The sequence below is a fragment of the Leuconostoc falkenbergense genome (genome assembly GCF_045801155.1).
GTDB classification, from domain to species: domain Bacteria; phylum Bacillota; class Bacilli; order Lactobacillales; family Lactobacillaceae; genus Leuconostoc; species Leuconostoc falkenbergense.
Genome location: NZ_CP174386.1, coordinates 1,541,300 through 1,560,595, shown reverse-complemented (window position 1 = coordinate 1,560,595; position 19,296 = coordinate 1,541,300). Strand labels below are relative to the sequence as shown.

18 protein-coding genes and 1 pseudogene are annotated in these 19,296 nt (G+C 40.9%); 17 read left to right on the top strand and 2 right to left on the bottom strand.

The features are described from left to right. The first annotated feature begins 3 nt into the window (after positions 1–3). The 17 genes and pseudogenes from ACI3ES_RS07700 (at position 4) to ACI3ES_RS07620 (ending at position 17,009) form a co-directional block, all read left to right on the top strand. A complete protein-coding gene (locus tag ACI3ES_RS07700) occupies positions 4–813 on the top strand; it encodes a Cof-type HAD-IIB family hydrolase (RefSeq protein WP_114667064.1) in 810 nt (269 codons plus the stop codon). A 67-nt stretch (positions 814–880) separates the two neighbouring features. Next, positions 881–1,732 (top strand): histidinol-phosphatase HisJ, encoded by an 852-nt coding sequence (hisJ, locus tag ACI3ES_RS07695; RefSeq protein ID WP_114667063.1) that lies wholly within the window; start codon positions 881–883, stop codon positions 1,730–1,732. A 322-nt stretch (positions 1,733–2,054) separates the two neighbouring features. Beyond that, a complete protein-coding gene (gene hisG / locus ACI3ES_RS07690; protein ID WP_114667062.1) occupies positions 2,055–3,662 on the top strand; it encodes an ATP phosphoribosyltransferase in 1,608 nt (535 codons plus the stop codon). After that, positions 3,659–4,936, top strand: coding sequence for a histidinol dehydrogenase (hisD, locus tag ACI3ES_RS07685; RefSeq protein WP_114667061.1), 1,278 nt, complete (start codon positions 3,659–3,661; stop codon positions 4,934–4,936). The genes hisG and hisD overlap by 4 nt, the downstream gene beginning before the upstream one ends. A 1-nt stretch (position 4,937) precedes the next feature. Continuing rightward, positions 4,938–5,525 (top strand): imidazoleglycerol-phosphate dehydratase HisB, encoded by a 588-nt coding sequence (hisB, locus tag ACI3ES_RS07680; protein ID WP_114667060.1) that lies wholly within the window; start codon positions 4,938–4,940, stop codon positions 5,523–5,525. Positions 5,526–5,563: 38 nt separating this feature from the next. Next, positions 5,564–6,187, top strand: coding sequence for an imidazole glycerol phosphate synthase subunit HisH (gene hisH, locus ACI3ES_RS07675; RefSeq protein WP_114667059.1), 624 nt, complete (start codon positions 5,564–5,566; stop codon positions 6,185–6,187). Continuing rightward, positions 6,184–6,900 carry a 1-(5-phosphoribosyl)-5-[(5-phosphoribosylamino)methylideneamino]imidazole-4-carboxamide isomerase gene (gene hisA / locus ACI3ES_RS07670; RefSeq protein ID WP_080519129.1) on the top strand — a complete coding sequence of 239 codons (717 nt, stop codon included), beginning with the start codon at positions 6,184–6,186 and terminating at the stop codon, positions 6,898–6,900. The genes hisH and hisA overlap by 4 nt, the downstream gene beginning before the upstream one ends. Next, positions 6,897–7,661: an imidazole glycerol phosphate synthase subunit HisF gene (gene hisF / locus ACI3ES_RS07665; protein ID WP_407631960.1), complete on the top strand. Its 765-nt coding sequence runs from the start codon at positions 6,897–6,899 to the stop codon at positions 7,659–7,661. The genes hisA and hisF overlap by 4 nt, the downstream gene beginning before the upstream one ends. Continuing rightward, complete coding sequence (gene hisI, locus ACI3ES_RS07660) at positions 7,658–7,996, top strand: phosphoribosyl-AMP cyclohydrolase (protein WP_114667057.1); 339 nt, start codon at positions 7,658–7,660, stop codon at positions 7,994–7,996. The genes hisF and hisI overlap by 4 nt, the downstream gene beginning before the upstream one ends. Positions 7,997–8,013: 17 nt before the next feature. Further along, positions 8,014–8,346, top strand: a complete 333-nt coding sequence (hisE, locus tag ACI3ES_RS07655; RefSeq protein WP_004910475.1) for a phosphoribosyl-ATP diphosphatase — start codon at positions 8,014–8,016, stop codon at positions 8,344–8,346. Then, positions 8,343–9,416: a histidinol-phosphate transaminase gene (hisC, locus tag ACI3ES_RS07650; protein ID WP_114667056.1), complete on the top strand. Its 1,074-nt coding sequence runs from the start codon at positions 8,343–8,345 to the stop codon at positions 9,414–9,416. Before hisE ends, hisC begins: the two co-directional genes overlap by 4 nt. A gap of 116 nt (positions 9,417–9,532) precedes the next feature. Next, positions 9,533–10,999, top strand: coding sequence for a 6-phospho-beta-glucosidase (locus ACI3ES_RS07645; RefSeq protein ID WP_188353855.1), 1,467 nt, complete (start codon positions 9,533–9,535; stop codon positions 10,997–10,999). Then, complete coding sequence (locus ACI3ES_RS07640) at positions 10,996–12,351, top strand: glycoside hydrolase family 1 protein (RefSeq protein ID WP_114667054.1); 1,356 nt, start codon at positions 10,996–10,998, stop codon at positions 12,349–12,351. The genes ACI3ES_RS07645 and ACI3ES_RS07640 overlap by 4 nt, the downstream gene beginning before the upstream one ends. A gap of 106 nt (positions 12,352–12,457) precedes the next feature. Further along, positions 12,458–13,785 (top strand): annotated as a pseudogene (locus ACI3ES_RS07635) (PTS sugar transporter subunit IIC). Between the two features lie 53 nt (positions 13,786–13,838). Next, the gene (locus ACI3ES_RS07630; protein ID WP_114667053.1) at positions 13,839–14,729 is read left to right on the top strand and encodes an ROK family protein; all 891 of its coding nucleotides are present in this window, start codon (positions 13,839–13,841) and stop codon (positions 14,727–14,729) included. A gap of 282 nt (positions 14,730–15,011) precedes the next feature. After that, complete coding sequence (locus tag ACI3ES_RS07625) at positions 15,012–16,400, top strand: PTS sugar transporter subunit IIC (RefSeq protein ID WP_114667052.1); 1,389 nt, start codon at positions 15,012–15,014, stop codon at positions 16,398–16,400. 66 nt (positions 16,401–16,466) lie between these two features. Beyond that, on the top strand, positions 16,467–17,009 hold the full coding sequence (locus ACI3ES_RS07620) for a YiiX/YebB-like N1pC/P60 family cysteine hydrolase (protein ID WP_114667051.1): 543 nt from the start codon (positions 16,467–16,469) through the stop codon (positions 17,007–17,009). Here ACI3ES_RS07620 and nadE read toward each other — a convergent pair. Together nadE and ACI3ES_RS07610 are read right to left on the bottom strand one after the other, a co-directional pair. Then, positions 17,006–17,827: an ammonia-dependent NAD(+) synthetase gene (gene nadE / locus ACI3ES_RS07615; protein ID WP_114667050.1), complete on the bottom strand. Its 822-nt coding sequence runs from the start codon at positions 17,825–17,827 to the stop codon at positions 17,006–17,008. The genes ACI3ES_RS07620 and nadE overlap by 4 nt on opposite strands. Beyond that, complete coding sequence (locus tag ACI3ES_RS07610) at positions 17,824–19,266, bottom strand: nicotinate phosphoribosyltransferase (protein ID WP_114667049.1); 1,443 nt, start codon at positions 19,264–19,266, stop codon at positions 17,824–17,826. The genes nadE and ACI3ES_RS07610 overlap by 4 nt, the downstream gene beginning before the upstream one ends. Positions 19,267–19,296: the final 30 nt, after the last annotated feature.

The following is a 19,296-nucleotide window of genomic DNA, read 5'->3' as shown; positions in this document are numbered from 1 at the left end:
AACATGACGTTAAAATTAATTGCATCCGACCTTGACGCAACATTCTTGCGTGCCGATAAAACCTTCAATGAGCCACTTTTTCAGCAAGTGCTAGATATTATGGCTGAAAAAGACATGCAATTCGTTGTGGCAACAGGGAATCATATGCAAAAAGTACTGGCTTATTTCAAAAACTTTGCTGGTCAATATCAAACCATTGCTAACAATGGCGCTGAAGTCATGCTTAATGGTCGTGTTCAAAATGAAAAATCTGTGTCACCGGCAGCTTTAGAAACTATCGTGAGAATTGCTGAGGGATATCATGATCATATCTTTGTTGGTTTGGCTTTCACCGGTCAATCTCAAACATTTATGTTAAAATCTCAAGCAGCAATCGCTGATACGTTTAAATTAGCATCAGCGTATTTTCAAGATATCCATCTAATTGACACGCTAGCGGAAATTGATGCGCCAATTTTAAAAGTGTCAACAGTTATTTCTGATGTGGAAGATCAATTCATGCGTGAAGTCAAACAGGTTTTGGGTAACCAAGTGCATGTGACAACATCGGGCTATGGTGCTGTCGATATTGTTAATCCTGAGGTTAACAAAGCAAACGCACTCACATTTATAGCGGACAGTTTGGATGTGTTGCCTGAAGAAATCATGGCCTTTGGTGATGGCTTAAACGACTTAGAAATGTTAGAATACGTTGGTCATCCAGTGGCAATGAAGAATAGTGACACAGAATTGTTCAAACATGATTTTGATGTCACAGAAGATGACAATGATCATGATGGCGTGTTGAAAAAAATATTATCTGTTATTGCTTAAAGCACGCTTTAGCGTGTTTTTTTATTGTCGTTTATGTTAAGATGAATGGCAAAAAGGAGTCCTGATAATGCAGAAAAAAGATGGTCACACGCACACGATGTATTCACATCATGGTAGCCAAGAGGTACTCGATGCGTATATTGAACGCGCAATTGCTTTAGGTTTTGACACTTATGTTGTCACAGAACATGCGCCTTTACCTGAGAAGTTTTTAGCTAATTTTGTGGGGCCCCAAGAATCGCGTGATAGTTCAGCTATGGCACTATCTGAACTAGAGGATTATCAAGCTCAGGTGGCACATGTACAAGAAAAATATGGCAACCAAATAAACATTAAACGTGGTTTTGAAGTAGATTATTTGCTTGGATATGAACCGGAAACAAAACAATTTTTGCAGCAACATAATGATTGGATTGATGAAATTGTACTGTCGGTTCATTTTTTACCAGATCGCCATGGCAATCTTATACCAATTGACTACGATCCAGAGACTCTGTCGCAATATTATGCAACTGAATTACTGACGCCGCAAGTATTGTTTGCAAAATATTTTGACGCGGTTAAACAGAGTGTTAATTTTGAGACGGGATTAGATGTACCGGTGCGAATCGGGCATATCACATTGATTCGCAAGTATCAAAAATATTTTGATTTGCCACCATTTGATGATAGTGTTCACCGTCAAATTACTGAGCTGTTGACATTGATTTTAGAAAAAGGCTTTGAATTAGATTTTAATGCCGCTGGTTTTAGTAAACCTTTTAATGGCGAAAGTTATCCTACATTTGATATTGTAGCGGAAGCATATCAACTTGGATTGCCCTTGGTTTATGGCTCTGATGCCCACAGTGTTGATGCTTTGGGTTTGCATTTTCCTGAAATGGCAGAATTTCTAGAAAATATAAGTGTTGACAAATAAAAAGATGGCGTTATAATTAAACTAATCTAATAAATAATTCGCTGAAGTTGGAAAAGTAATTAAATTTTCGCAGTACAGGAAGCGCTTAAGCTAACGCATTGAGATGAGCGCCTGTGACCTTAATGAAAACACACCAACGAGCTGAACAATCAAAAATTGTTCCGGATATTTCCGATACCAAGTACGCCTGTGATTGCAGGTGAATGAGTTCTTTTGTGCAAACAAAAGGAGAATCAAGGTGGGAACACGTGAAAGCGTCCTTGCAAACTAAAAATTTTTAGTTTGTAAGGACGCTTTTTTAGCGAAGTGGTAGGAGTAAGAAATGAATAAAGTATTAGCTGGCGGTTCACGTGACGAATTTGGTGAACGACTTAAGCAAAAACAGAAAATTACATCATTGATCAGTAATGTGCTAAATGAGAAAGGCTTTATGCCAATTAATACGCCGTTCATTGAAAAAGAAAGCACTTTTGAACAATATCGTGATCAAAACATTTTTCATTTGTACGATCAAGCCGGCGATAATTTAATCCTAAGACCAGATTTGACCTTGCCGGTCGCACGATTTTTGTCTTCTCACCACCAAGAAAATGATATGTCGCAATTATATTATATTGGTGACGTGTTTCGACGTACCGATTACCTATCGGGTGAGTACAATCAAGAAACGCAGGCAGGGATTGAATTAATTGGTGATGATAGCTTTGAAGCAGAAATTCAAGCACTAGATATTATGTTGAATTTTGCCAAAAAGTTCAATATTACTGATGTTCAAGTGGTGTTGAGTGATGCGCGCTTAATTGATATTATTTTGGACACGTTGCAGCTAGACGGTGAATTACATCAAGCACTTAAACGGGCCATTGAACAAAAAAATATTTCCGAGTTTGAAAAGTTGAGAGCTGAGATTGTTGACTTTCCAGAATTTCTGAATGAGTGGCCGTTATCTTATGGCGAAGATGGCGAAAATGTGATGTGGCAATTACAACACATGACAGCGGTGGCAACGATTACGCAAGGCTGGTTACGCCTAGCTAATCATGCACATCAATATTATCCAAATGTCAAAGTCACCGTTGATTTAGCGGCGGCTTCACCACAACCATACTATACGGGAACAATCATACGTGGTTTTATCCCAACATTGGGTCGCTATTTGTTTAGTGGTGGCCGTTATGATCGTTTACTAGAAAACTTTCAAAAAAAATTATTACCAGCTGTCGGTATTGGTCTAAATATAGAAACCATTCAAGCTGATTGGGAGCAGAATGCGTACGATTTAGCTACAACACAACCAATTGTGATGGTACTTGGCAAAGGACGGGTTGAAAAAGGTGTACGACCATTATTGAAAGCTGCAGGTATTGATACAACCCCGTTAGATAACCCTGAACGAAAGCTCATCTTTGACACCGCTGATGGTCGATACCGTTTTATTTTAGTGAAACCCAATGATGTCGTTAAGTATTTGGATCGTGGGATTGGCGATGTTGGCATTGTTGGTTCAGACACCATTGCTGAACAACGACAAAATCATTATGATGTATTAGATTTGAAAACAGGACGCGCACAATTTGTCGTTGCAGCGCCGGCAAATTTTCAACTTAATTTACAGCGTCGACAACGTATCGCGACGAAATATCCCAAAGTTGCCACTAAGTATTTCACCGATCGCGGCGAAGACGTTGCCTTGATTAAACTAGAAGGCTCAGTCGAACTGGGACCATTAACAGGGTTAGCTGATGCCATTATTGATATTACGCAAACAGGTAATACGTTACGAGAAAACCATTTGCAAGTTCATGACGTTGTTGGCGATGTCTCAACACACATGCTAGTCAGAGCCGGTGCCTTGTTACGTTATCAAACAGAACTCACCCAAGTCATTCAAAATTTGACCAAACTATTGAAAGAAGCGACTAACAAATGAAAATTATTAAAAATGAATCTTTGTCAGCAATCAAAACACAAATTCGTCAACAAACGGCACAAACCACTAATCCGCAAGTGGCAATTAGTGTGGCAAACATTATATCTGACGTTCGCCAGCGGGGTGATGCGGCTTTAAGAGATTATAGTGTCCGTTTTGATGGGGTGGCATTGAATAATTTGAAAGTTTCTGAATTAGATATTGATTCTGCAATTGCTCAAGTTCCAGATGAAGTCATTGCAGCGCTTAAAAAAGCAGCTGCCAATATTACATCATTTCATCAGTTAGAAGTAGCGCAGTCTTTTGAAGATACGACACGTTCTGGCGTGATTCGTGGTACTAAGGTCACGCCACTCTCAGCTGTGGGGATTTATGTGCCGGGTGGGACAGCTGCCTATCCATCTTCAGTCTTAATGAATGCCATTCCTGCTAAAATTGCCGGCGTTGCCAATATTGTCATGGTCACACCACCACAACCAGATGGCTTAAATCCTGCCGTTTTGGCGGCAGCTAAAATTGCTGGTGTTGATAATATTTACCAAATTGGTGGTGCACAAGCAATTGCTGCTTTAGCTTATGGTACTGAAACAGTACCACAAGTGGATAAAATTACCGGACCCGGCAATGCTTATGTTGCCGCAGCCAAACGAGCCGTTTATGGACAAGTTGACATAGATATGATTGCCGGTCCATCTGAAATTGGTATTTTGGCTGATGATACGGCACGAGCAGAAGACGTGGCCGCTGACTTATTGTCCCAAGCGGAACACGATGTGAATGCGAGAGCAATTTTGATTACAGACTCATCCAATTTGGCGACGGCAGTGTCGGCGGCTGTTGAACAGCAACTTGAAACTTTGCCACGTGAAGCGATTGCTAGAAGTGCCATTGACAAAAACGGATACATTTATCTTGTTGACACGATTGATGACATGATTGAATTGATGAATGCTGTCGCACCAGAACATTTGGAAATCCAATTGGCGAATGCTTATGATTATATGGCCAAAATACAAAACGCTGGTTCTGTCTTTTTAGGCAAATACGCATCAGAACCGCTTGGTGATTACCTTGCGGGACCAAATCATATTTTACCAACTGGCGGTACAGCTCGCTTCAGTTCTGCACTAGGTGTTTGGGATTTTCAAAAGCGAATTCAGTATCTACAATACAATGCTGCTGCATTGGCAGAGGACGCCAATGATGTGACTGCATTAGCACGAATCGAGGGACTGGAAGGTCACGCTAGAGCGATTGAAAGTCGAGGAAAATAACATGACAAGACAGGCTATGATAAAACGCGAAACATTTGAAACACAAATCGCTGTTAACCTTAATTTAGATGATCAATCAGTCATCAATATTGACACAGGTATTGGTTATCTTGATCACATGCTGACCTTATTTGCTAAACATGGTCGCTTCGGGTTGTCTGTCGACGCTAAAGGCGATTTAAATGTTGACAGTCATCATACAACCGAAGATATCGGTATTGTATTAGGTGAGGCTTTCGTCAAGGCACTTGGTGACAAAATTGGCATTGAACGTTATGGCGCCCAGTTTGTGCCGATGGATGAAACCTTATCTCGGGTTGTGATTGATTTATCCGGTCGTGCTTATCTTGTTTTTCAAGCAGAGTTAACAGCACCACGTCTAGGTGACTTTGAAACGGAAGTCGTCGAGGACTTTTGGCAGGGCTTTGCCAATGCGGCGCAAGCAAATGTGCATATTTCAGTTTTGTATGGTCGTAATACCCATCATAAAATCGAAAGTATTTTTAAAGCGGCTGGTCGGGCAATGCGACAAGCAGTGACAGTTAATCCTGACATTCAGGGCGTTAATTCGACTAAAGGTCGTATCTGAAAATTAAGACGACAAATAACGTCGTTAGGAGATGACAAATGACAATTATTATTATTGATTATGGCGCGGGTAACATTGCCAATGTGATGAAAGCAATTGCCAGCACAGGATTATCTGCTAAATTATCACATGACCCAGCTGAAATTTTATCAGCTGACGGGGTAGTCTTACCGGGGGTCGGTGCGTATGGTGCTGCTATGTCGGCTTTAAACGAACGGCAGTTAATTGGACCACTGCAAGCATACGCAAAATCAGGCAAACCGTTTCTAGGTGTTTGTTTGGGGATGCAACTATTATTTGAACGATCAACTGAATTTGGTGAAACAGCAGGACTTGGCATTATTCCGGGAGATGTCGTCACTTTACCCCAACAACAAGGTTATAAAGTCCCACAAATGGGTTGGAATCAAAACCAAGTTCGTCAGTTAAATCCGATCACGTCGACTTTAAACGATACTTACACTTACTTTGTTCATAGTTTCTATGTCCGAACAGCGCCCCAATATATTGCGGCAACGGTTGATTACGGTCAGATTGAAATTCCAAGTGTCGTTGTTAATGATTCGGGTAACGTTATTGGCGCGCAATTTCATCCAGAAAAATCGGGTAAAGACGGCCTGCTAGTGTGGCAGAGTTTTAAAGAAATGGTGGACGATAAATGATTTTTCCAGCAATTGATCTTAGAAATGGACAATCAGTGCGGCTTTATCAAGGAGATTACAATAAAGAGACAGTAATTAATTCAGATCCTATTTCACAAGCGCAACAAATTCAAGCAGCCGGCTTAACGCATTTACATTTGGTAGATTTGGATGGTGCTAAGTCAGGCAAACCTATTAATCTCGACATCATTACCGCCTTGCGACAAAATACCCAACTATTTATTGAACTCGGTGGTGGTATTCGAAGTTTGGCACAAATTAAACAATATTTATCATTAGGCATTAATCGTGTGATTATTGGTTCAGCGGCTTTGACTCATCCTGAATTAGTGACAGAAGCAGTGGCGCAATTCGGAGCGGAAAGCATTGTCGTTGGTGTTGATGGTCGTCAGGAACAAGTAGCAACAGACGGCTGGTTGACAGCATCAAGTACGACATTTTCTGAAATCATTCAGGCAATGCAAGCAGTTGGTGTGATTAATTTTATCGTGACAGACATTGAACGTGATGGCACGCTTAGTGGTCCCAACATTGCATTATTGTCACGATTACAACAAAAATTTCCTGAAACAAATATTATTGCTAGTGGCGGCATTAGTACGATAACGGACATAGAGGATTTGCAAACAGCCGGTATCAAAGATATTATTGTTGGTCGTGCGCTATATGACGGCAACGTGACACTCTCAGCACTCAAGGAGGTGATGAAATGACTTTAGCCAAACGAATTGTCCCAGCTTTAGACATTAAAAATGGACAAGTTGTTAAGGGTGTTCAATTTGAAAATCTACGCAGTGTTGGTGATCCAGTGACAGTTGCTAAAGCTTATGAACAAGCGGGTGCTGATGAACTGGTTTTGCTAGATATCACGGCTACTTTGGAAGAACGAGATACGATGATGACCATCGTCAATGCGATTTCGTCAGTAGTATTTATCCCCCTAACAGTAGGCGGTGGTATTCGTTCCACGCAAGATATGACGCGTCTCATCAAAGCAGGCGCTGATAAAATATTTGTCAATTCAGCAGCGGTTAAGCAACCTGAACTCATTACGAAGGGAGCAGCTATTTTTGGGTCACAGGCCATTGTAGGTGCCATTGACGTGAAATGGGAGCCTAAATCAAAATTTTATCAAGTTTACGTTGCAGGTGGAACACAACCTACTGGGTTAAATGCCATTTCATGGGCCAAAGAGATGGTGGCGCTAGGTGCCGGCGAACTATTAGTTACTAGCATGGATGCTGATGGTACAAAAAATGGTCATGATATTGATTTGTATCAACAATTAACTGAGGCTGTGTCAGTGCCAATTGTTGCTTCAGGTGGTGCTGGAAAAATTGAAGATTTTACGGCACTTTTAAAACAAACCACGGTTGATGCAGCCTTAGCGGCTTCAGTTTTTCATCTCGGTGAAATTGCGTTACCGCAACTCAAGCAAACGTTAAAAAAAGAGGGAGTGGCAATACGTATATGACAATGATTGCACCAGATTTTAAGAAACAAGGGCAAGACGGTCTCATTCCGGCAGTGGTGGTTGACATCAAAACTAAGGCTGTATTAATGTTGGCTTACATGAACGAAACGAGTTACCAATTAACTAAAACAACAATGGAAACATGGTTTTGGTCGCGTGAGCGCCAAACCCTGTGGCACAAAGGTGCGACGAGTGGCAATACACAGCGCGTTATCAGTATGTCATTGGATTGCGACAGAGATACACTATTAGTCGAGGTGGAACCAAACGGTCCAGCCTGTCATACTGGCGCGTATTCATGTTTTTTCAATCCGGTTGCAGATGTTAGCGTATAGTTGGAAAGGAATAGATTATGGCACAACAATCAATTGAAGCGCTCTACGCAGCAGCCTTGGCGCGTAAAAATAACCCACAAGAAGGTTCTTACACAGATTATTTATACCAAAAAGGACTCGATAAAATTTTAAAAAAAGTTGGTGAAGAATCAACAGAGGTCATTCTAGGCGCTAAAAATAACAACGATGAACTAATTTATGAAACGGCGGATTTATTTTTTCATCTAATGGTTCTCTTAGTTGAAAAAAATGTTACACTTGATGATATTAAGAACGAACTGGGGTCGCGCATTGGCCAACAATCTCAGTTGCATGAACGCCAAGATTGGCGAGGAGATGAGCAAAAATGAAGGAAACAGTTAAAAAGTTAGCGGCTTATCAAGCGGAACTACCAGAAGAAGTGGTTAAAGCCAAGTATGGATTACAACATTTAGCACGTCTGTCGGCTAATGAATCAGTTTATGGACCATCACCAAAAGTCGGAGAGGCTGTGCGCGCGGTGTCTGATGATGTGTTAGGCTATTACCCTGATGGTCAAGCAACGCCTTTGCGTGAAGCAGTAGCAGACTTAACACAAGTTAATCCTGAAAACTTAGTATTTGGTGTAGGTGCTGACGAACTCATTCAACTGTTGACACGTACCATTTTGACGCCAGAATCTGAAATGATTGTGCCTGACCCAACATTTGGTGAGTATGCACTTCACGCCGAAATTGAACAAGCGACAACAGTTAAAGTCCCAGTTAACCCAGCCGATGGGCATGTTGATTTTGAGGCCATGTTAGCTGCTATCACTGATCAAACAACGATGATTTGGTTGGCCAATCCTAATAATCCAACAGGTGTTTTTGAAAAAACTGCCGATATTGAAGCATTTTTGACAAAATTACCAAGCACGGTGACGCTAGTTGTTGATGAAGCTTATTATGATTTTGTGGATGAACCAGATGCCGCAGTGGCACCACTTGTCTCACAATATAAAAATTTAGTTGTACTACGCACGTTGTCTAAAGCCTATGGATTAGCTAATTTGCGCATTGGCTATGGTATCATGCAGGATCCCCTATATACAGCGATGCAAGCTGTGCGTTTGCCATATAATTTGTCAACTTACCAAATTGTTGGTGGTACGGCTGCAATTTTGGATCAAGATTATTTGGCAAAAAACGTGGCGGCGTTTCAATCAGAACGTACCAAATTCCAAAACTTTTTACGTGATGAGGGGCTCACATTTTATGAGTCACAGGCCAATTTCATTTGGATTAAAGTGGGTGAGACTAAGAAAGTCGGTCAAGCGTTGTTGCAATCGGGCTATCAAGTCAACGATCGCTTAAATTCCGAGTGGATTCGTATTGCTTTAGGAACCCCGGATGATAATGAAGGGTTAAAAGAAGCCTTTCTAGCAGCATTAAAGGACTAACACAGGTTAGTTCTTTTTTAGTGCAAAAAGTAACGACTTTTAGGACATTCTTGTGTTTTGTAATGTAAACGCTTACAATTATAGTTAAATAGTGACTAAACATAGGAGAATTAAACATGACAGGATTAAAAATGCCAAAAGATTTTCTCTGGGGCGGTGCGATTGCTGCTCACCAAGCTGAGGGTGCTTGGGACGTTGATGGTAAAGGCGTTTCGATTGCCGATGTATTGACTGCCGGCAATGCCACGACGCCACGAACCATAACTGATGGCGTGATTGCAGGGGAAAATTACCCCAATCATCACGGCATTTATTTTCATGACACTTACAAAGAAGATTTGGCATTGATGGCAGAAATGGGGTTCATGGCTTTCCGAACATCTATTGCATGGACAAGAATCTTTCCAAATGGTGATGATGCAGAGCCCAATGAAGCTGGACTTCAGTTTTACGATGACATGTTTGATGAGATGAATCGTCTTGGTATTGAACCGGTCATTACACTCAACCACTTTGAAATGCCGTACCATTTGGTAACGGAATATGGCGGTTGGCGCAATCGTCGTTTGATCGACTTTTTCGTGAAATACTCAGAGACGGTTCTTAAGCGTTATCGCAATAAGGTTAAATATTGGATTACGCATAATGAAATATCCAACCAAGCTAATATTAGTGAAGCATCAACGGTACAAGATTTTCTTGTTTGGACAAATTCTGGTTTGCGGTATGACGAAACGGCTACAATCGCAGAACGTATGGCAGATATGTACCAAGCTGGCCATTATGAATTAGTAGCTAGTGCCAAAGTGGTACAACTTGCGCACAAAATTAATCCGGACTTCCAAATTGGTGCGATGCTAAATGTGTCACCAATTTATCCAGCTACGCCATTACCAGCAGATATGTTAGCAGCTCAGAAAGCTGAACAATTGCGCAAGTGGTTTAGTGATGTGCATATTCGTGGAGCATATCCATCAGAGTTGGAAGCTTTATTTGAGCGAACGGGTTATCGTCCAGATATTACAGATGAGGATCGACAAATTTTAAAAGAGGGTACTGTCGATTATTTGAGTATTTCATATTATGCAACGTTTGCGGTTAAAGCAGCTGATGGTAAAACACCGGCTTTAGATGATCCAAGTAGCATTGAAAGTGTCAAAAACACGCTGATTCCTGCGTCTGATTGGGGCTGGACAATTGATCCTGAGGGATTGCGCTACACATTAAATCAACTGAATAATTTGTATCCAAATTTGCCTATTATGATCGTGGAAAATGGTTTTGGTGCCTATGATACCGTGACAGCAGACGGCAGTATTCATGATGATTATCGTATTGCTTATCTGAGTGCACATATCGCTGAAGCGGAAAAGGCTACCATTATTGATGGTGTGAACCTGATTGGCTACTTGTCATGGGGACCAATTGATATTGTCTCAGCTGGTACGGGTGAGATGAGTAAGCGCTATGGCTACATTTACGTCGATCTAGATGATGAGGGGCATGGCAGCGGTAAGCGCTTAAAGAAAGATAGTTTCAACTGGTATCAAAATGTAATTAAAACACAAGGGGAAAATTTATGACAACAATGCCGACCGGCTTTTTCTGGGGAAACTCGACATCTAGTATGCAAACTGAGGGTTTTCAAGGTGTGCGTGGTAAATCCACATATGACTTGAAAAAAGAGGCTACTTGGGAAAAGACGATTGACGAGTACCATCGTTATCCTGAAGACTTTGATCTTATGGCTGAAATGGGCGTCAATATGTATCGCTTTGAAATTTCTTGGGCGCGCGTCGTTCCAGATGGTGATGGTGAATTCAACGAGGCAGGCATTCAGTTTTATTCAGATATGATTGATGCCTTGCTGGCACGTGGGATTCAGCCAATGATAGCGCTGTACCATTTTGATATGCCACTGGCGCTCGCAGAGAAATATAATGGTTTTTTGAGTCGCCACGTTGTCGACGCTTATGTGCGTTATGCCAAGGAAATCATTAGCCGTTTTGCTGATCGGGTGACGTATTGGCTGACATTTAATGAACACAATCTATATTTTACAAATATGGCTTATGATATTGGTGGTGCCATCGATGTAGAACATTCGTTAGACAATCTTTATCAAATTTTTCATCATACGATGTTGGCGCATGCGCATGTTGCAAATTTCGTGCATGAACAGTTTGATCAATTACAAATTGGTGGTATGTTGGCGTATCAAGTGACGTATCCAGCCACATCTAAACCGACTGACGTTTTTGCAGCTCGTCGAGTTGACACATTTTTGAATGATAACTTGCTAACGATGTTTACTGCTGGCCACTATTTGCCGGAAGTGTTAGCCTTTGTGGCAACGCACAATATTGATATGGACTATCAACCTAAGGATGACGCAGTATTATCAAAGCAAACCAGTGATTTTATAGCGTTTAGTTATTATCGGACAGACATGTTGAATGCGGATAAAATTCCAGATGGCACAGCACCAAATCGCTATTTAGATATTGCCAATGAAACAAACCCTTATTTAACAGCAAATGAATGGTCATGGACGATTGATCCTTTGGGCTTTAGAAACGCCTTAACATCAATTTATTCTCGCTATCAGTTACCGGTCTTTCCTGTTGAAAATGGTTTGGGTTGGCGTGAAGAAATGACTGGCGATCAAATGATTCAAGATGATTACCGTATTCAATATCACCGTGATCATATTGACGCAATGAAGCAAGCTATGATTGAAGATGGAACCGACGTTATCGGCTATCTTGGCTGGGGATTGATTGATATTCCTAGCTCGAGTGGTGATATGAACAAGCGTTATGGTGCCGTTTACGTTAATCGAACTAATGAAGAGGAACGTGATATGCGCCGTTCAAAGAAAGCATCGTTTGAGTATTTGCGTGACGTATTTAAGTCTAATGGTCTCAACAGTTAACTAATCACACACCATGGTCAATCACTTGCATTGTCAAATGAGGATCATGGTGTTATACTTACCTTAAAATGTAAGCGCTTACAAATTTTAAACGAGGAGAATCATTATGAATGATTTTATTAACAAAAAGTTGCTGCCACCAGTGATGAAGTTTGTTAATCTAAAACCAATGGTTGCCATCAAAAACGGTATGCTTTATCCAATTCCATTTATTGTGATTGGTGCCATATTCCTGATTTTAGGTAATTTTCCTTATACACCAATTGCTGATGCCATTTCAAAATCTGGTTTGGCTGCTATCTTTATGCAGGCCTATAATGGATCAATGGCTTTGATGGCGGTATTTGCTGTATTTGGTATTGCATATTCTTGGGTGCATGATGCTGGTTACGAAGGTGTTCCGGCAGGATTATTAGCAATTGTGGTTGATGTTATTTTGCAACCAGACACGGTGACCAATGTTACCAATTCAGCCGGCAAAACGTCTACGGCATGGGTTGCTAGTAATGTGATTGACAAAAACTGGCTCGGTGGTAAGGGCATGATTGTTGCCATTATTGTTGGTTTGTTAGTCGGTTGGATATACACTTGGTTTATGAAAAAAGGATTTACCATCAAGTTACCAGAACAAGTACCAGCCAACGTTGCGGCTTCATTTACGGCCTTAGTACCCGGTGCTGTGATTGTGTCAGGGGCCACAGCTGTTTATGCTTTCTTTAAATTGGGACTGAGCACAACATTTGTTGAGTGGATTTATAAAGTGATTCAAACGCCACTTCAACATGCCACTGACGGTCCAATGGGCGTTTTCATCGTTGCCTTTTTGCCAGTGTTCCTTTGGTTCTTCGGTGTACATGGCGCAACAATTATTGGTGGTATTATGACACCACTTTTGCTAGCCAATAATGCTGATAATAATGCTTTGTATAAAGCTGGTAAATTAACGATTGATAATGGCCCCACATTGTGACGCAATCATTTATGGATCAATATATTACTGTGACAGGTTCTGGATTGACGATTGGTTTAGTTGTGTTCATGCTCTGGCGTGCCAAGTCAACTCAGATGAAGACACTTGGTAAATTGGAAATTGTGCCTGCGCTATTTAACATCAATGAGCCAATTTTATTTGGTGTTCCATTGGTGCTTAATCCATTGCTTGCAGTACCATTTATTTTGACACCGTTGCTTTCAGGAATTTTGACTTATTTGGTGATTAAATTTGGCATTATTCCGCCGTTTAATGGAATTTATGTTCCTTGGACAACCCCGCCTATTATTTCAGGATTGATTATTGGTGGCTGGCAAGGTGCTGTTTGGCAGGCTATCATGCTATTGATGACCATTGCAAGTTATTGGCCATTTGCTAAGAAGTATGATCAAATATTGCTGAAGCAAGAAAATAGTGACAGCACTGCAAAAGTTTTGCAATAACGTTTATTTATAATCGGCAGCTTCGGCTGCTTTTTCATTCGGAGGAAGACAACATGATTTTAACAATAGATATTGGTGGGACTAGTGTGAAATATGCCACAGTCATAGATGATAATTTGGGTGAAATTTCATCATTTGAGACACCCAAAACTTGGGATGAAATGGTTAATAAATTGCGTGATGTCGCGCAAAATTTCACTAATATTGATGGCGTGGCAATTAGTGCTCCGGGGGTTGTGAAATTCAAAGATGGGTTCATTAGTGGCAACTCAGCAGTACCCTATATTCATCATTTTCCCATTGTCGACAGCTTGGAAAAGCTATTTAAAGCGCCTGTCACAATTGAAAATGATGCTAACGCCGCGGGCTTAGCAGAAGTCAAACAAGGTGTTGCTGTTGGGGCAAATTCAGCAATATTTGTGGTCGTTGGTACAGGTGTGGGTGGTGCTGTTTACCTTAATGGACAACTCGTGCGCGGCGCACATGGCTATGGTGGTGAGTTTGGTTATAGCTTTTTTGATGGCGTTAACTCTCAGTGGAGTGTCAAAGCATCGGCGGTTGAAATGGCTAGACGTTACAACGTGAAGCACGACACCTCACTGTCTGGTAAAGATTTGTATGATTTGGCTAAGAAGGGTGATGGCGTGGCAAAAATAAACGTGTCGCGTCAATTGGATAGTTTGGCTCGTGGTATTTTTAATCTGATGTTCATCGTTGATCCAGAAATCATTGTGATTGGTGGTGGTCTCTCACAAAATGACGATATTTTAAATGAATTGAATCAACGCGTTTCAATTTTGATTGCTGATGTCAAAGGACATATTACTGATATGCCTGTCAACATCAAAGCAGCCCAATTTGGCAATTCAGCAAATTTGATTGGCGCCTATGAAGTTTTCAAATCTTATTATCCTAATGTAAATGAAATGAAAACGAATCAATAACAACAAAATTATAACATTTAATTACGATAATAATATTAAGTTGGAATAGTCAAACAACAAACACATTTACACCAAACAATTCACAATTAAATCCTTGTTAATTCACTGTTTTGCCACATTTATACTGCATACTAAAAAAGTACATTAAGTCATTTCTTTCATAAGTTGTAACCGTTTACAAAAAAGTGTTGACATTTTCAAATAATGGGTTATGATATTAGTGTAACCGCTTACAAAAAGCGGAATTACGTAAACAGGGAGTTTACAAAAGGAGAAATACTTATGCAGAATAGTGCAAAGAGTAGTTGGGTAACCGACAAATTGATGCCACCTATCATGAAGTTTATCAACACTAAAGCAGTTACAGCGTTGAAAAATGGTATGGTGTATAGTTTGCCATTTATCATTATTGGATCTGTCTTTCTGATTTTGGCTAACGTACCGTATGTACCAGTTGCCACATGGCTGGCGGATCATGGTTGGTCGGCGGTGTTTGCTCAGGCTAACAATGCTAGCTTTGGTATGATTTCAATTTTCACAGTCGTTGGTATTGCGTATGTTTATGTACGTGATGAAGGGCAAGAGGCCTTGCCTGCTGGGTTCACCGCATTAGTAGCATTCCTATTGCTACAAACCATGTCGGTGCCGAACCCTGTCAATGAAGCAGCCTACAAGAATATTGATAAGTTGCCACATGCTGTACAAGAATTGTTGAGCAGTCCAGTGGCCGGCGTTTTGAACACAGCCAACATGGGCGGACAAGGTATGATTGCTGCTATTATTGTTGGTTTGCTAGTTGGTTGGTCTTACTCAGCAATGATTAAGGCAGGTTGGAAGGTAACTTTACCTGAACAAGTACCTGCAAACGTTGCTGGACAGTTCACAGCCATGATTCCAGCTTTTGTAGTCGTGACAGTATCTACTGCAATCTTTGCCATCTTCAAGTATGTATTCCATACAGATGCACTAGATTGGATTTATCAAGTTATTCAAACACCACTTCAAGGGATGTCAGATTCATTCCCGGCAGTTCTTTTGCTGGCATTCTTGGTCACATTCTTCTGGTTCTTTGGTGTCCATGGCGGTATTATCGTTGGTGCTATCTCAGGTGCTTTCTTAATTCCTAACTCATTTGACAACATGGTAGCACGTAAGGCTGGTGAATTGACATTGTCAAACCCATCAGTTCATATTGTTACGAACGAGTTCTTGAATAATTTTATCAACATGACTGGATCTGGAATGACGATCGGTTTGGTGGTCTTCACACTGGTGCGTGCTCGTTCAGTGCAATTGAAGACACTTGGAAAAATCGAATTAATTCCTGGATTATTCAATATTAACGAACCATTCTTGTTTGGTATTCCAATGGTCTTAAATCCATTCTTGGCTATTCCATTCTTCCTCACGCCAGTTATTGCTGCCGTTGGAACTTACGCAATTATCTACTTTGGTATTGTGCCACCGCTAAATGGTGTCGGTGTACCTTGGACAACACCACCAATTATTTCTGGACTTTTGGCTGGTGGTTGGCAATTTGCCATCTGGCAAGCAATCTTAATTGCAATGTCAACAGCAATGTACTTCCCATTTGCTATAAAGTATGACAAGATGTTACAAAAGCAAGAGACGGAAAATGCTGCCGCTGCTGAAAAAGCTGCTACAAATTAAAAAAGTAAAGAATACCAAGCGCTAAGCTTGGTATTTTTTGTTGGTCGTGCGTGGTAAACTAGCACTATGACATTACAAACAGCTGATTTACTATTCATTCCAAACAATCATGAAGCACTTGATGAGGCAATAGCGACATCAACAGGCAACTATGTTCATGTCGCTATTGTGATTAATACGCACCAAATCATTGATGCCTCCCCAAAACATGGCGTAGCAATTCAACGAATACGTGATTTCTTCGAAGAAGTTAACGTTGCAGATATTTATCGAGCTAGCTTGACGGAAACGCAACAGTCACAAGTGATTTCACAGGCAATGTCCTATCAAAATCGACCCTATAATTTTTCGTTTTATCCTAATGATGATGGCTTATATTGTTCACAATTGGTGCAGTTAGCATTTGCAAATGTGTTGACGATACCGCAACAACCGATGCAATTTGGTGATGATCAGCAGCCAATCTCAAATTATTGGCTAAACTATTACCAAAAATTAGGTGTTGCAGTGCCCCTTAATCAACCTGGTACTAATCCACATGATCTATCAAAAACACCGCAACTCAATTACGTTGGGCAATTGCGTTACGGTGATCTATTAGTTGATTAATAAAACCATGTGTCGTAAATTGTGATTGGCTCATGGCGTTTTTGTTGACTCGCCAAGTAAAGTGACTCAATTTGAGTAGCGTCTTTTTCAGAGACGTCTCGACCCTCCAAATAATTATCGATAGCCTGATAGCTGACACCTAATGCAACTTCATCTGGTAATTGTGGTCGGTCATCTTCCAAATCAGCGGTTGGCACTTTATCATATAGATGCGCTGGTGCGTTGAGGGCTACTAATAATTGGCGACCTTGTCGTTTGTTGAGACGCCAGAGAGGGTTGATATCTGTGCCGCCATCACCATATTTGGTGAAAAAACCTGCAAAGGCTTCAGCGGCGTGATCAGTTCCCACAACAATACCGTTGTGCTCACGAGCAACAGCATACTGTGCAATCATGCGCATTTTTGGCTTAATGGAACCTCGACTCATATCATCAACGGTCAGTCCACCAGCACGTAAAGCGGTAGTCATAGCGTCTGTTGCGGGTTGAATGTCAGTGGTGACAATGACGTCAGGTTGGATAAATGTTAGGGCAGCTTGAGCATCATCTTCATCACGTTGCTTGCCATAAGGCTGGCGAATGGCGACAAATTTATAATCATCACCAGTTGTGTCACGCAGTTCTTGCACTGCCATTTGGGCTAATTTACCAGCAAGGGTTGAATCTTGACCACCGCTAATTGCCAATACAAGGCTTGTGTATATTGAATGGGTTAAATATTGTTTCAAAAAATCAACTGATCGACGAATCTCAGCGTCGGCGTCAATCATAGGTTGTACGTGCAATTCGGCAATGATTTTTGCTTGCAAAGGTCTCATTTTGACATCTCCTTAATGTGTTGGCGAGTTTTGTTGATTAAGTCAATTTTGGCGTCATATAAGCTCTGTGACAAATCAACTGGATATGTTTGTGGATTAAGGACACGCTTATATTCATCCCACAAATTGTCCAGCGACTGCTTCGCATAGGTTTTAACGGTCTTAATGTCTGGCAAATCATAAATTAATTGGCCATTAACAAAAATATCATGAAGCATAGGTTCAGCGTTGAAATCATGGACGTCTTTTGAAATAACAGGGTGATTAGGATCAAACATATATAAATCCGTTTGCTGACGCGGATCTTCATTTGAGAAAGTGAGATAATCGCCTTCGGATTTACCGTCTTGCCGATCGGTGATGCGCCAAACTTGTTTTTTGCCAGGGGTCGATACTTTTTCAACGTTGTTGGAAATTTTGATCGTATTTTTGCCGTTGAAGCTAACCATTTTGTAAACAGCGCCTAAAGCTGGTTGGTCAAAAGCAGTGATGAGTTTGGTGCCGACACCCCAAACATCTATTTTGGCACCTTGCATTTTCAAGTTTAAGATTGTATTTTCGTCCAAGTCATTGGACGCATATATTTTAGCTGATGTGAAACCAGCTTCGTCTAGCATTTTCCGAATGATTTTAGACAAATAAGCCATGTCACCTGAATCAATTCTGACACCTTGAAAATTGATTTGGTCGCCAAATTCTTGTGCTACTTTGATCGCGCTAGGGACACCGGACTTGAGCGTGTCAAAAGTGTCTACTAAGAAAACGACGTCTTTATGAGTTGATGCGTAAGCTTTAAACGCGTCGTAATCATTTTGATAGGCTTGCACTAAAGCGTGCGCATGTGTGCCAGAAATTGGGATATTGAATAATTTGCCAGCGCGAACATTAGATGTTGCGTCAAATCCACCAATGTAGGCTGCACGTGTGCCCCACAGCGCAGCATCAATTTCTTGGGCACGTCGTGTGCCAAATTCCAGCAAGGGTTGACCATCAGTGACAGTAGCAATACGAGCGGCTTTGGTGGCAATCAATGTTTGAAAATTGACCACATTGAGCAAAAGCGTCTCTAATAACTGCGCGTCGACAAGTGGACCTTCAACTTGGAAAAGTGGCTCGTTGTTAAACATCACTTCACCTTCGTAGGCTGAACGCAAAGTTGCTGTGAAATGCCAATTTTGCAAATAATCTAGGAAAGCATCATCATATAAATCTAGGCTACGAAGATAGTTAATGTCACTCTGACTGAAAGTGAGTTGCTTTAGAATAGTCACAATTCGCTCTAAACCGGCAAAAATAACGTAACCATTGTCAAACGGCATTTTTCTAAAGTACGCTTCAAAGACAACAGGTGTTTGATCAATACTTTGCTGCCAATAGGTATAAATCATATTAATTTGATAGGCGTCTGTGTGTAATGTTAATGAATCATCTCGATACATGATAGCGGTCCTTTTAGTTGTTAAGTACCA